This is a genomic window from Pseudomonas sp. FW305-25 (assembly GCF_017351415.1).
Lineage (GTDB): Bacteria > Pseudomonadota > Gammaproteobacteria > Pseudomonadales > Pseudomonadaceae > Aquipseudomonas > Aquipseudomonas chlororaphis.
Map to the genome: position 1 here is coordinate 16,482 of NZ_JACNDE010000016.1, position 15,856 is coordinate 32,337.

General features: G+C 65.6%; 4 protein-coding genes. 1 reads left to right on the forward strand and 3 read right to left on the reverse strand.

Going from position 1 to position 15,856, the window contains the following annotated elements; all coding sequences use genetic code 11:
• Positions 1-448: 448 nt before the first annotated feature.
• On the reverse strand, positions 449-13,504 hold the full coding sequence (locus J4E58_RS16700) for a non-ribosomal peptide synthetase (RefSeq protein ID WP_087092788.1): 13,056 nt from the start codon (positions 13,502-13,504) through the stop codon (positions 449-451).
• 375 nt (positions 13,505-13,879) lie between these two features.
• On the opposite strand from J4E58_RS16700, the gene J4E58_RS16705 reads away from it, so the two are divergent.
• Positions 13,880-14,428, forward strand: coding sequence for an RNA polymerase factor sigma-70 (locus J4E58_RS16705; protein WP_007922891.1), 549 nt, complete (start codon positions 13,880-13,882; stop codon positions 14,426-14,428).
• A 56-nt stretch (positions 14,429-14,484) separates the two neighbouring features.
• Here J4E58_RS16705 and J4E58_RS16710 read toward each other — a convergent pair whose 3' ends face one another.
• A complete protein-coding gene (locus J4E58_RS16710) occupies positions 14,485-14,922 on the reverse strand; it encodes a pyoverdine biosynthesis protein (protein WP_087092787.1) in 438 nt (145 codons plus the stop codon).
• An 83-nt stretch (positions 14,923-15,005) separates the two neighbouring features.
• Positions 15,006-15,797 (reverse strand): ABC transporter substrate-binding protein, encoded by a 792-nt coding sequence (locus J4E58_RS16715; protein ID WP_053262128.1) that lies wholly within the window; start codon positions 15,795-15,797, stop codon positions 15,006-15,008.
• Positions 15,798-15,856 lie beyond the last annotated feature (59 nt).

The window sequence follows — 15,856 nt, forward strand, 5'->3', positions numbered from 1 at the left end:
AATGGCTCGCTTCAAACAGCTCCATGTCCATAAAAACTCCAAAATAACAATCTGCCATTATTGCTGGCGCGGCAATGACTTTGACAGTCAACCCACTGTAAGAGCATAGCCACTAAAGTTAGCGTCAAAAGTCAAATTTGGAAGATGGATTAACTCGAATCACTATAAGTGCAAGACTGAATCGCCTTGGTCGCGGAGATACTTCAAAATTTCATTGCGAGCCCCATGAGCAGTTCTGCGAAGGACTCTAATCTCGCACGGTGAGGGATGAATAATTCGACCCGAAGGGCCGAGTTTTTTTAAAACTTCAAAGAGGGGCAGCGGATAGCCGTAGATGCGGCGATAGCACTCGGGCCAGCCGGGAGTGAGCAGGACCTCGATGGTAAGGCCCTGCCAGGTGAAGGTGCAGATTTGGGCGCCATCATGGCGCCCGCACTGGCAACGCTGATTACAACCCCTCCAGCTCCGCCATCAGGTCACTCAGGCGATCGACCTTCTCCTCGCTGATTTCACTGCTCGCCAGGCCGTCGATGTACTGCGCCAGCTCCTCCACCGTGCTGCATTCGAACATCGCCCGCAGCGGCACGTTGCGTTGCAGGGTTTTCTGCACCCGCGAGGCGATCTGCGTGGCCAGCAGCGAATGCCCGCCCAGCTCGAAGAAGTTGTCCTGGACCCCGACCCGCTCGACCTTGAGCACCTCGGCCCAGATATCGGCCAGGGTCTGCTCCAGCTCGCTGCGCGGTGCCAGGTAGTCCTGGCTGTGCAGTTGGCCGATCTCCAGGGCCGGCAGGGCCTTGCGGTCGAGCTTGCCGTTGGCGTTGAGCGGCAGGCGCTCCAGCCACAGCCAGTGCAGCGGCACCATGTATTCCGGCAGCTCGACGCGCAGGCGTTGCTTGATGCGCTCCAGGCGTTCCGTCGGGTTCAGGGCCGAGTCGCTGGCTACCAAATACCCCACCAAATGCTTGCCGTTGACCCCTTCCTGCACGCCGACCGCCGCGTCGCGGACTTCCGGTTGTTCGTGCAGGCGGGCTTCGATTTCCCCCAGCTCGATGCGGTAGCCACGGATCTTCACTTGATGGTCGATGCGCCCGACGTACTCCAGCACGCCATCGGCGCGGCGCCGTGCCAGGTCGCCGGTGCGGTACAGGCGTTCGCCCGGGGCACCGAACGGATGCGGCACGAATACCTGCGCGGTGCGCAGCGGATCGCTGACATAACCACGGCCGACCCCGGTACCGGCGACGCACAGCTCGCCCACCGCACCCAGTGGCACCAGCTCCAGCGCGCCATCCATCAGGTACAGGCGGTTGTTGTCGGTCGGCGTACCGATCGGCAGGTAGCTGCCACGGGTCGAAGCTATGTCGACGCGGTAGAAGGCCACGTCATCCGAACACTCGGCCGGACCGTAGGCGTTGACCAGGCCGATCTGCGGGTAACGCAGCAACCATTGGTGCGCCAGCTCCGGCGGCATCGCCTCGCCGGTCGGCAACATCCAGCGCAGGCCATCGAGGTCGATGGACTCCTGGGCGAGCATGCCCTGGATCAGCGACGGCACGCTTTCCAGCACGCTGATGCCCTGCGCCTGCACATGGGCCAGCAAGCCTTGCGGATCATGGGCGATGGCGTTCGGCACGATGTCCACCCGCGCACCGAACAGCGGCGCGGCGAGGAACTGCCAGACCGAAATGTCGAAGCTCTGCGACGCGGTCTGGGCGATCACATCGGCCTCGCTCAATTGCAGGTACGGCACCTTGCTCAGCTGGTTGTTGAGCATGCCGCGCTGCTCGACCATCACGCCCTTGGGCAGGCCGGTGGAGCCCGAGGTGTAGATCACATAGGCCAGGTTGTCCGGGCCGCTGTAGATCCCCGGGTTGTCCTGCGAATGATCGGCCGCTTGCACCTCCTCCCACACCAGCAAACGTGGTCGGTTGGCGCAAGCGAACTCGTCGAGCAAGGCTTGCGCCTGTTCCTGGCAGGCCGCGGTGCACACCAGCAACGGCGTGCGGCTCAGCTCGATGATCCGCCCCAGGCGCTGGCCCGGCAGGCCCGGGTCCAGCGGCAGGTAGCCGGCGCCGGCCTTGAAGCTGCCGATGATCATGCCCAGCAGGTCCAGGCTGCGCTCGGCCAGCAGGGCCACTGGCTGGTCCAGGCCCACGCCGTTGGCGATCAGGGCGTGGCCCAGGCGGTTACTGCGCTGGTTCAGTTCGGCATAGCTGTAGTGCAAGTCCTGGCAACTGGCGGCGATGCGTTGCGGATGCGCCGCCACCTGGGCCTCGAACAGTTCGACGTAGCTGCGCTGCAGCGGGTACTCATGCTCGCTCTGGTTGCAGCCGGCGAGCAGGAAGTCCTGCTCTGCTGCGCCCAGCAGCGGCAGCTCGGCCATGTCGCCATGGAAGCCCTGCACCAGCGCCAGCAGCAGGCGCTTGAACTCGCCGAGCATGCGCTCGATGGTCGCTTGCTCGAAGTAGCGCTGGTCGTAGGACAGGTGCAGCCCCAGGTCATCCCCCGGGTAACACACCGCGGTCAGCGGGAAGTTGGTGTGGGTGCGGCCGGAATCCGAGGTGGCGCTCAGGCTTTGCGCGCGGTCCAGTACCGAGACTTCCACCGGTGCGTTCTCGAACACGAACAGGCTGTCGAACAGCGGCTGGCCCTTGGGCAGTTCGCTGTTTTCCTGGATCGCCACCAGCGGCAAGTATTCGTACTCGCGCAGCTCCATGTTGCGTTCCAGCAGGCTGCTGAGCCATTGACGCACGCTCAGGCGCTGGCCGTCCTCCGGCAGCTTCACCCGCAGCGCGATGCTGTTGATGAACAGGCCGACGGTGCGCTGCATCTCGGGCATTTCCACCGGACGCCCGGCCACGGTGACGCCGAACAGCACGTCACGCTCACCGCTCAGGCGCCGCAGGACCAGGGCCCAGGCCGCCTGGGCGAAGGTGTTGACGGTCAGCTGATGCTGCTGCGCCAACTCACGCAATTGCGCGCCATCGCGGGCATCGAGCCGGGTGTAGCAGTCACCGACGATCATGCCGCCGCTGTCGCCGGCGTGTTCGCGCAGGAACGGCCGGTCGCTCGGAATCGGCGTGGTGCGCTCGAAGCCTTGCAGGTTGTTTTTCCACCACTGGCGCGCCTCGGCCAGGCTCTGGCGTTGCAGCCAGCCGATGTAGTCGCGGTAGCGTGGCGGCACGCTCAGCTGGGCTTCGCGACCTTCGCCCAGGGCGGTGTAGATCTCGAAGAAGTCGTTCATCAGCAGCGAACGGCACCAGGCATCGATCAGGATGTGGTGGTTGCTCATCATGAACCAGTAGCGCGCGGCCCCCACGCGGATCAGCCGCAGGTGGAACGGCGCTTGGTTGAGCAGATCGAAACCGGCCTCGCGTTCGCTTTTCAACAACGCCTGCAGCTTCGGTTCCTGCTCGTCTTGCGCGACAGCGCTCCAGTCCAGGAACTCGATCGGCGTGCTGCCCGGCTTGTGGATAACCTGCAGCATGTCTTCGCCGACGTTCCAGCAGAAGGACGCGCGCAGGGCTTCGTGACGGGCCACCACTGCCTGCCAGGCCTGGGCGAAACGCGCCGGGTCCAGCTCGCTGTTGATGCGGTAGCGGTCCTGCATGTAGTACAGGCCGGTGCCCGGCTCCAGCAGGGTGTGCAGCAGCATACCCTCCTGCATCGGGGTCAGCGGGTAGACATCCTCGATGGCACTGGCCGGCACCGGCAGCGCGTCCAGTTGCGCCTGGGTCAGGCGCGCCAGGGGGAAGTCCGACGGCGTCAGGCCGCCGGCATCATCCTCCAGGCAATGGGCGATCAGGCCGTGCAGCTCGCCGAGGTAGGCCTGGGCCAGCGCGTCGATGCTCTGCACATCGAAACGCTCGCCACTGAAGGTCCAGCGCAGCACCAGCTCGCCGGCGTAGACCTGACTGTCGACGCTCAGCTCGTTGGGCAGCGGCGCCTCCGGCGAATGGGCGGCGCCCACCGGCTCGTCCAGCGGACGGAACAGCGCGTCGCTGGCAAAGCTCTGGTCGAACTGGCCCAGGTAGTTGAAGGTGATCGGCGCCTGCGGCAAGGCCGCCATGCGTTGCTGGATCGCTCCGTCGGCCAGGTAGCGCAGCACGCCATAACCCAGGCCTTTATGCGGCACGGCGCGCAGCTGTTCCTTGATCGCCTTGATCGAGGCGCCCTGCCCGGCCGCCGCTTCGATGGCCAGCGGGGTCAGGCGCAGCGGGTAAGCACTGGTGAACCAGCCGACCGTGCGAGTCAGGTCGATCTCGTCGAACAGGGTTTCGCGGCCATGGCCTTCCAGTTGGATCAGCGCCGACGCTTCGCCGGTCCAGCGGCACAACACGCGGGCCAGGGCCGTCAGCAGCAGGTCGTTGGCCTGGGTGCGGTAAGCGCTCGGCGCCTGTTGCAGCAGCTGCCGGGTGCGCTCGGCATCCAGTTTCACGCTGACGGTCCGCGCATGTTTGTTCTGCCGCCCGCCCTGGGCGTGCTGCACCGGCAGCGTCGCCGCCGGGCCAGCCAATTGGTCCTGCCACCAGCTCAACTCTTCGCGCAGCGACTCGCTGCCGGCATAGGCCTGCAGGCGTGACGCCCAATCGCGCAAGGCGCTGGTTTTCGCCGGCAGGCGCGGCGTCTGCTGAGCTTCAAGCTGGCGATAGAGGTTTTGCAGATCCTCCAGCAGCACCCGCCAGGACACGCCGTCGATCACCAGGTGGTGGATGGCGATAAACAGGCGTTGCTGCGCATCCGGACCGTCCACCAACAACGCGCGCAACAGCGGTCCGTTGGCCAGGTCGAGGCTACGCTGCGCCTCGGCGAACAGCGCCGGGCATTGCTCCATGGAAGCCACGCGCAGCTGCATCAGCAGTGGCGCCTCGGACAGCGGCTGGTGCTCGGCCCGCCATTGGCCGTCGACCTGGGTGAAGCGCAGGCGCAGGGCGTCATGCTGGGCCAGCACCGCGTGCAGCGCTTGCTCCAGCAACTGCCCATCGAGCGCCTGGGTCGGCGCCAGCAGCAGGGCCTGGTTCCAGTGCTGACGCTCGGGGATCGCACTGTCGAAGAACCAGTGCTGGATCGGTGTCAGGTGCGACTCGCCGCTGAGCAAGCCTTGCTCGGCGACGATCCGCTCGCTGCGGCTGGCCACCGCGGCCAGGGCCTGCACGGTCTGATGCTGGAACAGGTCCCGCGGGCTGAAATGAATGCCCAGCTGACGGGCGCGGCTGACCACCTGGATCGACAGGATCGAGTCGCCGCCCAGTTCGAAGAAGTTGTCGTGCAGGCCGACCTGCCGCAGGTTCAGCACGTCGCACCAGACCTGGGCCAGGGTCTGCTCCAGCTCGTTGCTCGGCGCCACGTACTGCTGGCGGTTGAGTTCCAGGTCCGGGGCCGGCAAGGCGCGGCGGTCGAGCTTGCCGTTGGCGGTCAGCGGCATGCTCGCCAGCAGGACCAGGTGGGTGGGCACCATGTAATCCGGCAGGTGGATTTTCAGCTGGGCCTTGATCGCTTCGCGCAAGGCCGCCTGTTGCTCGTCACTCTGTTCGGCGACATCGGTCACCCCATCCACGACCAAATACCCGGCCAGCTGTTTGCCGCCCGGCATGTCCAGGGCCAGCACCACCGCTTCGCGCACCGCCTCATGTTCCAGCAGGCGGTTTTCGATTTCCCCCAGCTCGATACGGAAGCCACGAATCTTCACCTGATGGTCGACCCGGCCGATGTATTCCACCTGGCCATCGGCGCACTGGCGCACCAGGTCGCCGGTGCGATACAGGCGCCCGCCAGTGGTGCTGAACGGGTCAGCCACGAAACGCTCGGCGCTCATGCCCGGACGCTGGTGGTAACCCTGGGCCAGGCCGGCCCCGCCGACATACAGCTCACCGGTGGCGCCTTGCGGCAGCAGGGCCAGATCGGCGTCGAGAATGTAGGCCACGCGCTCACCGATCACGGTGCCGATCGGTACGCTGCCAGCGCCCTCTTCCAGTTGTTCCGGCGCCAGGCTGGCCAGCGGCATGACCACGGTTTCGGTCGGGCCGTAGGCGTTGAAGAACAGGCTCGGTTTGAACGCCGCGCGGATGCGGCTCAGGTGTTCGCCGGTCAGCGCCTCGCCGCCGGTGATGCACATGCGCACCGGCAGGGTCTGGTCCTGGGTCGCCAGCCACTGCGCCAGCTGGCTGCCGTAGCTCGGGGTAAAGCCGAGGATGTTGATGCGGTGCTCACGGATCAGCTGGCAGATCTCTTGCGCATCCCACTGCCCCTGCGCCCGCAGCACCACCTGGGCGCCGCTGAGCAACGGCACCAGCAGACGCTCGGTGGCGGCGTCGAAGTTGATGGAATAGAAGTGCAGCTCGCAGTCGTCCGGCCGCATGCCGAAGCGCTCGATCACCGCGCGGCAATGCATGGCGATCTCGCCATGGGACACCACCACGCCCTTGGGCTTGCCGGTGGAGCCCGAGGTGTAGATCAGGTACGCCTGGTGCTGCGGCAGGCTGATAAAGGGCAGCTCGCTGGCCGGGTAGTTGGCCAGTTGCGCGCCGTCCTCTTCCAGGCACCAGCGCGCCACGCTGGCTGGCAACTCACCCAAAGCCTGGAACATCGCCGCGTCGCTGAGCAGCAGGCCGATACCACTGTCTTCAATCATGTAATGCAGGCGGTCCAGCGGGTATTCCGGGTCCAGCGGCACGTAGGCGCCGCCGGCCTTGAGGATCGCCAGCAGGCCGACGACCATTTCCAGCGAGCGCTCCAGGGCCAGGCCGACCCGCACCTGCGGGCCGACGCCACGCTCACGGAGCATCCAGGCCAGGCGGTTGGCGCGGCTGTCGAGCTCGGCGTAGCTCAGGGTCTGCCCGGCGAATGTCAGGGCCGGCGCGTCCGGGCGCAGCAGCGCCTGTTCGCTGAACAGGTGGTGGATGCACTGGTCCAGGCGGTGTTCGCCGGGCTCGACGCCCAGGCTGTCCAGCAGCTGCTGTTGTTCGACGCGGTCGAGCAGCGGCAATTCGCTCAGGCGCTGCTCGGGGCTCTCTATCAAGGCCGCGATCAAGGCCTCCAGCAGGTTGCGCCAATGCGCCGCCATGCGCGCGATGCGCGGCTCGTCGAACAGGTCGGTGCTGTAGGTCAGGCAGCAACCCAGGCGATGATCCAGGTCGGTGACCTCCAGGTTGAGGTCGAACTTGGTGGCCCGCGCATCGTTGGCCAGGTACTCGACCGTCATGCCGGCCAGGCTGCGGCTCTGCTGGAACTCCCAGCGCTGGACGTTGCACATCACCTGGAACAGCGGGTTGTAGGCGGCGCTGCGCGGCGGCTGCAAGGCCTCCACCAGGTGGTCGAACGGCAGGTCCTGATGGGACTGGCCTTCGATCACGGTGTGCCGCACCTGCTCGAACAGATCAAAGACGCTCATCTGCCCGTCGAGCTGGCAACGCAGTACCTGGGTGTTGAGGAAGGCGCCGATCAGCCCTTCGCTTTCCGGACGGATGCGGTTGGCCACCGGCGCGCCGATGCGCAGGTCGGTCTGGCCACTGTAGCGATAGAGCAGCACGGCCAGGGTCGCGGTCATGGTCATGAACAGGGTCAGGCCATGTTCGGCGTTGAAGCGCCGCACCCGTGCAGCCAGCTCGTCGCTGAGGTCGAAGCGGTACAACTCGCCCTGGTGGCTCTGCACCGGCGGCCGCGGACGGTCGCCCGGCAGTTCCAGCAGCGGATGTTCGTTGCCCAGTTGCACAGTCCAGTAATCCAGCTGGCGCTGACGCTCGCCGGACTCCAGCCACTGGCGCTGCCAGACGCTGTAATCCAGGTACTGCACCGGCAGCGGTTCCAGCGGCGAGTCGCGGTCGTCGATAAAGGCTTCGTACAACGCGCTCAGCTCACGGGCGAAGATGTCCATCGCCCAGCCTTCAGTGACGATGTGGTGCAGGGTCAGCACGAAGTAGTGCTCATGCTCCGCCGCCTTGACCAGGCAGGCGCGCAGCAGCGGACCGGTTTCCAGGTCGAACGGCCGGTGCGCCTCGCCGTCGGCCAGCTGTTGCAGGCGTTGCTCGCGGGCCGTTGCATCCAGCATGGAGAAATCCTTCCAGCCCATGCGCACGCCGGTTTCCCCGTGCACCCGTTGTTGGGCCACGCCGTCGACGCTAGGGAACGTGGTGCGCAGGGTTTCGTGACGCAGGATCAGCGCCTGCAGCGCCGCCTCGAAACGCCCGACATCCAGCACGCCCTTGAAACGCGCCATGCCGCCCACGTTGTAGGCCGGGCTGTCCGGCTCCATCTGCCAGAGGAACCACATGCGCTGCTGGGAATAAGACAACGGCACAGGCTGGCTGCGATCGACCTTGGCGATCGGCGGCTGCTGGTTGCGCTTGCCGGTTTCCTGGATCAGCCGCACCTGCTCGGCGAAGTCGCCCAGCTCGCTGGCTTCGAACAAGGCCCGCAGCGGCAACTCGACGTCGCAGGCCTGGCGGGTCCGGGAAATGATCTGCGTGGCCAGCAGCGAGTGGCCGCCCAGGGCAAAGAAATCATCGCGCAAGCCGATGCGCTGCTGCCCCAGCACCTCGCGCCAGATCGCCGCGATCTGCTGTTGCAACTCAGTGACGGGTTCGACGTGTTCACGCACCTGCCATTGCGGTTCCGGCAAGGCGCGGCGGTCGAGCTTGCCGCTCGGGCTCAGGGGCATGGCCGAAAGAAGCATCAGTTGCGCCGGCACCATGTACTCCGGCAGCTCACTGGCCAGGGCGGTTTTCAGGCGCGCGGTCTGCGCACCCTCCTCTTCCCCATCCGCGCTGGCGGTGTAATAACCGATCAGCTGCGCACCGGCCGCGGTCTCGCGCACCAGCACCGCCGCCTGGGCCACGCCCTCCTGGGCCAGCAGGCGCGCTTCGATTTCCTGGGGTTCGACCCGAAAGCCGCGCAGCTTGACCTGCTGGTCGAGACGCCCGAGGTATTCCAGCGCGCCATCGGCCGCCCAGCGCACCCGGTCGCCGGTGCGGTACAGGCGCGCGCCCTCGCTGCTCAGCGGATCAACGACAAAACGTTCGGCGCTCAGCCCCGGCCGCCCCAGGTAACCGCGGGCCAGGCCGACCCCGGCAATGCACAGCTCGCCCGGCACGCCGGTCGGTACCGGGTTGAGGTCGGCGTCCAGCACCCGGCAGATCACGTTGCCCAGCGGACGGCCGATGGGCGAACGCTGGCCATCGACACTGCGGCAATGCCAGTGGGTAACGTTGATCGCGGTTTCGGTCGGGCCGTAACGGTTATGCAGTTGAGCGTTCGGCAACTGCTCCAGCACCCGGTCGCGCAATTCGGCCGGCAAGGCTTCGCCACCGGAGAACACCCGGCGCAGGCTGCTGCATCCGGCGCTCAGCGGCTCCTCGACGAACAGCTGCAACAGCGGCGGTACGAAATGCAGCGTGGTCACGCCGTATTGCTGCACCAACTGGGCGATGCGATGCGGGTCGCGGTGTTCGCCCGGCGCGGCCAGCAGCAGGCGGCAGCCGGTAATCAGCGGCCAGAAGCACTCCCACACCGACACGTCGAAGCTGATCGGTGCCTTTTGCATCAGCACATCGCTGGCGTCCAGGCGGTAGCTGTTCTGCATCCACTGCAAGCGCTCGCTCAGGGCCGCGTGGGTGTTGCCCACGCCCTTGGGCTGGCCGGTGGAGCCGGAGGTGTAGATCACATAGGCCAGGTTGTCGCCGTGCAGGTGCAGGCGCGGCGCATGGCTCGGCCAGCCGTCGAGCTTGAGGCTGTCCATGGCGATGGCGCTGACACCGGCGGCCTGGGGCAGGCGCTCGAGCAGCTGGGTCTGGGTCAGCAGCAGCTCGACGCCACTGTCGGCCAGCATGTAGGCCAGGCGCTCGGCCGGGTAGTCCGGGTCCAGCGGCACATAGGCGCCGCCGGCCTTGACGATCGCCAGCAGGCCGATCAACAGCTGCGGCGAGCGCTCGGCGGCGATGGCCACGCAGACATCCGGGCCGACCCCTTTGTCGCGCAGGTAATGGGCCAGGCGGTTGGCCTGGGCATGCAGCTCGGCAAAGCTCAGCTCGCCGCCCTGCCACACCAGTGCGGTGCGTTCCGGGGTCTGCTGCAGTTGTGCGTCGAGCAGTTCGGGCAGCCATTGGCTGGCCGCCGCGCACGGGGCTTCGCTCCACTGTTGCTGCTGCGCCTGCTCGCAGGGGTTGAGCAACGGCAGGTCGGCGATGGCGGTTTGCGGACGCGCGCAGGCTTCGCGCAGCAGGCTGACGTAATGCTCGGCCAGGCGCTCGACGGTCGCGGCCTCGAACAGTTCGCTGGCGTAGTCGAACGACAGGCTCAGGCGGCCGTTGCGGTCTTCTTCACTGTGCAGTTGCAGGTCGCACTTGGCCTCGCGGCTGTGCCACGGCAACTCCTCGGCCAGCAGCCCGGGCAGCCGGCGCAGGGCGCTGAGGTCGCGCTGCTGGTGGTTGAACATGACCTGGAACAGACCCTGTTCGCGGGCCTGGGGGAAGGCTTCGAGCAGTTGCTCGAACGGCAGGTCCTGATGGGCCTGGGCCTGCAGCGCGGCCTGGCGGGTCTGCGCCAACAGATCAACGAACGGCAGGCGCCCGTCCACCTCGGCGCGCAGCACCAGGGTGTTGATGAAGAAACCGATCAGGCCTTGGGTTTCCAGGCGCGGACGGTTGGCGTTGGGCACGCCGATACGGATGTCGCGCTGGCCGCTGTAGCGATGCAGCAGGCTCTGGAACGCCGTGAGCAACAGCATGAAAGGTGTGGATTCATGGGCCTGGGCGGTCTGGCGAATGGCTTCGCTCAGGCTCGCGCCCAGGCGCAGGCTGTGCCGCGCGGCGCTGTGTTGCCGTTGCGCCGAGCGCGGGTGGTCGGTGGCCAGGCTCAGGCTCGGGTGCTCGTCGCCCAACTGCTGTTTCCAGTAGGCCAGTTGCCGTTCGCCTTCGCCCTGGGCCAGCCACTGGCGCTGCCAGCTGCCGTAGTCGGCGTACTGCAACGGCAGCGGCGCCAGGCTCGCCGCCTGGCCTTGCACGGCGGCGGCATACAGGCGCGAGAACTCGTCGATCAGCACATTCAGCGACCAGCCGTCGGCGATGATGTGGTGCAGGGTCACCAGCAGTTGGTGTTCCTCGTCGTCGAGGCGCACCAGGGTCACCCGGAGCAGCGGGCCTTGTTCCAGGTCGAACCGGGTACGGGCTTCATCCTCACGGATCTGTTGCGCCCGCGCCTCGCGCTCGGCCAGCGGCAGGTCGCTGAGGTCGATCACCTGCAGGTTGAATTCGCTGGCCGGCAGGACCTGTTGCAGCGCCTGGCCGTCGCGCTCGAAAAAGCGCGTGCGCAGGGATTCGTGGCGTTCGATCAGTTGCTGGAAACTGGCGCACAGGGCGTCTTCGTCCAGCTCGCCACGCAGGCGCAGGCCACCAGGAATGTTGTAGGCGCTGCTGTGCGGATCGAGCTGCCAGGTGATCCACAGGCGGTTCTGCGCCAGGGATTGAGGCAGCGCCTCGGTGCGCGACAAAGCGTTGATCGCGCCCTGGGCCAGGCCGCCATCCTGTTGCAACTGGGCGACCTGCACGGCGAACGCGCCGAGGGTCGGCGCCTCGAACAGCAGGCGCAGGTTCAGCTCCAGGCCGAGTGCTTCACGCAGGCGCGCGACGACCTGGGTCGCGGCGATGGAGTTGCCGCCCAGCAGGAAGAAGTGATCGTCGCTCGCTACTTGCTCGACTTGCAGCTGTTCGCGCCAGATACGGCCGATCAGCTCTTGCAGTTCGCGGGTCGCTTCGCCACTGGCCTCGCCGACCGCCGCCTGGCGATCGGGGAGCTTGTTATCGGAGAACTGGGCGTAACTGTCGAGGCTGCCATCGGCCAGGCGGTTGCGGCAGGCCGAACGTTGCAGCTTGCCGCTGGACGTCTTGGGCAAGGCGCCGGGATTGAGCAGGACCACCACGCTCGGCGCTTGCTGATAGGCCTCGGCCACGGTCTGGCGAATCAGCTTGATCAGCGCGTCCGGCGTGAGGATCTTCTGCACGCTGCGGCTGATTTCCGCGGCGATGCCGATGCCTTCCTGGCCCTGCTCGGTGACGGCGAACGCCGCGACCCGGCCCTTGCGCACCACCTCGACCTCACGCTCGATGGTCTGCTCGATGTCCTGTGGATAAAGGTTGTGCCCACGCACGATCAGCATGTCTTTCAAGCGGCCGGTAATGAACAGCTCGCCATCGCGCATGAAACCCAGATCGCCGGTGCGCAGCCAGGTCCGGCCGGCATGCTCGACGAAGGTCTTGGCCGTGGCCTCGGGGTTGCGCCAGTAACCATGGGCGATGCTCGGGCCGGCAGCCCAGACTTCACCGACCCGGTTCTCTTCCAGCTCGGCCAGGGTATTGGGCTCGACGATCAGCACCGCGTGCTCGGGCTGGCTGGTGCCGCAGCTCATCATGGCGTTGCCGGTGCCCGGCTCGGCGCGGTTCTGCGCCAGGGCCTGCTCGTCCAGGCGCAGGGCCGGGATGCCCTGGCCACGGGTGCCGCCAGCGACAAACAGGGTGGCTTCGGCCAGGCCATAGGAGGCGAAGAAATGATTCGAGGTGAAACCGCAGGCGGCGAACTTCTCGGCGAAGCGCTCCAGGGTGTCCAGGCGGATCGGCTCGGACCCGGAATAGGCAACGCGCCAGCGGCTGAGGTCCAGGCGTTCCAGGGCCGACTCGCTGACTCGCTCGCTGCACAGGCGGTAGGCGAAGTCCGGGCCACCGCTGATAGTGCCGCCGTATTCGCTGATCGCCTCCAGCCAGCGCAACGGCCGGCCGAGGAAATACGCCGGCGACATCAATACGCAGGGCACGCCGCTGAAGATCGGTTGCAGCAGGCCGCCGATCAGACCCATGTCGTGGTACAGCGGCAGCCAGCTGACGATCACGTCGTCGGGGTTGAGGTCGATACCGAAGCCGCGGCGGATCAGCAGTTCGTTAGCAACCAGGTTGCCGTGGCTGACCTGCACGCCCTTGGGCAAGGCGGTGGAGCCCGAGGTGTACTGCAGGAAGGCGATGTCGTCGCCCCGCAGCTCGGTGGCGCTCCAGCCTTCGGCCAGGCTCGCCGCCAGGGTATCCACGCAGAGCAGTTGCGGCGCGTCGGCACCTTGCAGTTCGTCCATCTGCGCCAAGGAGTCACGCAGCCCGCTGCTGGTCAGCAGCAGCCGCGGCTCGGCGTCGGCGATGATCGAGATCAGCCGCTCCTGGTGATGGCGTCGGCTCGACTCCGGCGGATAGGCCGGCACCGCGATGACCCCGGCATACAAGCAGCCGAAAAACGCCGCGACATAGTCCGGGCCGCTGGGGAACAGCAACACCGCTCGATCGCCCAGAGCGGCATTGGCCTGCAACGCCGTGGCGATGGTCCGGGCACGCAGATCCAGGTCGCGATAACTGAGGACCACGCTCTGATCCTGCTCTTCGGCAAGGAAGCGCAAGGCCACTTGATCGGGGGTCTGAGCCGCCCGGCGTTGAAGGGCTTGAGCCAGAGTGCTGGGGAGTTCGAACGCGTCCATCATGGGGTTTCCTGCGCGGATTGTGCTTGCACGTAGAGCCGCGGGAAAAAGCCGCAGCCGTTACATAAACCTTTGAAAAATAAAGGCCCCTGCCCTCGGAATGGGACATCTGGAGAGCGCTGTGGCGGGATGTTCCACCCGGAACCTTTCTCCAATGAGAACGGATGGCGTCTTGAAATAATTAGTCCGCACTCTGCCCTCGAACCCCTTCACAAAGTGCGACAACGAGCCGCAGTTCTCACTCTGCACCAAAGATGCTCATTAATTCTCTTTCTCAATTGACAATCATTATCATTCAACATAATTTGTCGCTCGATGTGTAAGACGAATCTGAAATTTCTGTCGTCCTACTAACCCTTTTGCAGCAAGGTGATTTCCATGACGGAACAAGTATCCACAAGCAGGTGCGATTCACCGCTACTCCAGGCCTTTGTCGACAACCGCCTGATCCTGGTCAAGATCGCGGCGCGCATTACCGGCTGTCGTTCCCGTGCCGAAGACGTGGTGCAAGACGCGTTCTTCCGGCTGCAATCGGCGCCGCAGATCACCTCATCGTTCAAGGCGCAGTTGAGCTATCTGTTCCAGATCGTGCGCAACCTGGCGATCGACCACTATCGCAAGCAGGCGCTGGAGCAGAAGTATTCGGGCACTGAAGAAGAGGGTCTGAATGTGGTCGTGCAGGGAGCGTCGCCGGAAACCTCACACATCAATTTCTCAACCCTGGAACACATTGCCGACGCGCTGACGGAGCTGCCCAGCCGCACCCGCTATGCCTTCGAGATGTATCGCCTGCATGGCGTGCCGCAAAAGGACATCGCCAAGGAACTCGGGGTCTCGCCGACACTGGTGAACTTCATGATTCGCGATGCGCTAGTGCATTGCCGCAAAGTCTCGGGCAACCGCGCCGATACCTACGCCCGCCACTGATCCGCGCCGCACGCTACTCCCGCACCTGATCGCGATAGCCACCGTCAGCCACGGCGCTACCGCGAACAGGAAGGCTCCCGCCAGATCTTCTCGACCGCCTGATGCCGTCCGTCCCCCCGCCCCTGCGCCAGAATCAGCAAGGCGGCGCGCTTGTGGGAAAAATCGAAGGCTCTCCCACAATGCAGGCAACGCTCCTGCTGCTCGAGCCTCTGGCCAGCGTCCTCGGCCAGCCATTCGCCCGGCCCGTGGTCGAGGCATAACGAATGCACCAGGGTCGATAACCAGCCGGCCATCCACTCGTCACGCCACCCTTCTTGCCCACGCAAGGCTTGCAGCACCTCGCTGCCCGCCGGTGGCAGTGGCGTGCCAGGCCCGCGGCTGGCACCGCTCGTTTCAATACCGGCCAGGCGCAGCGGTTGCAGGCCAGCGGGATCGGCGGCGCAACGACAGGTATCGGCAACGGCCACAGCGGACAGCGTATCGAGAGAGGACATGGCACGGACTCAGCGTCATCAGTGTTCAACCAAGTGACGTGAGCCGCACAGGGAAATTTAGGCAAGCCGCCTTGCCGGCGGCTTCATTTGGCCGGTGGCATGACCACGATGCGGTAGGGATCGAAGATCTTCAGCAATTCACCGCTGTCGCGCAGGCGCCCCAGCAACTTGGCGAAGTTTTCGCCGCTGATCGGCGCCATGGGGCGAATCAGCGCATAGTGGTGGTAGACCTGATCGATCCGATCGGAGGCGAACAATTGCTGCGCCGTGTCGGTATTGTGCGAAAGGAAATCACTGAGGTAGGAACGGGTCACCAGCGCAATGTCGGCACGACCGCGCAGCACCATCAGCAGGTTGCTGTCGTGGGAATAGGTCAGGGTCGCGTTGTAGGTGTCGGCCAGGTACTTGGGGTCGGCATTGAAGTTGGCGAACGCGTAGTGGTAACCGCTGAACAGGGCCAGGCGCTTGCCCTTGAGGTCGGCGAAATATTCCTGGCCGCGGCCGGGCTCGCGCTGGGCGGTGAAGATTTCGGCATCTTCCAGGCCCATGTCGACGCTGGTGTGGGGAATGTTCTGCCAGCCCCAGGCCGGGTTCTCGAAAATCGCCATGTCGACGCGGCCCTGCTCGAAATCGCGAAAACGCCGGGGAATCGAGGTCGGCACCAGTACGAATTGGTAGTCGCTCTGCAGCGCGTTCAAGGCGTCCACCAGTTGCGGCAGCAGCCCGGTGTCGGCGCCCTGCTCGGGACGCACGGTATAAGGGGGAAAATGCGCCGCCCCCACGCGTACCAACTGCGCAGCGCAGGCCGGAAAAACCGTCAGGGTGGCCAGGCCCCACACCAGCACTCGCAAAGCCGTCCGCATTGGCGAAGACATCAAGGCAACTCACCTCAAGAAAAGAAACAGGGCAATGCCATTAAAACTAGGCGGTTTCC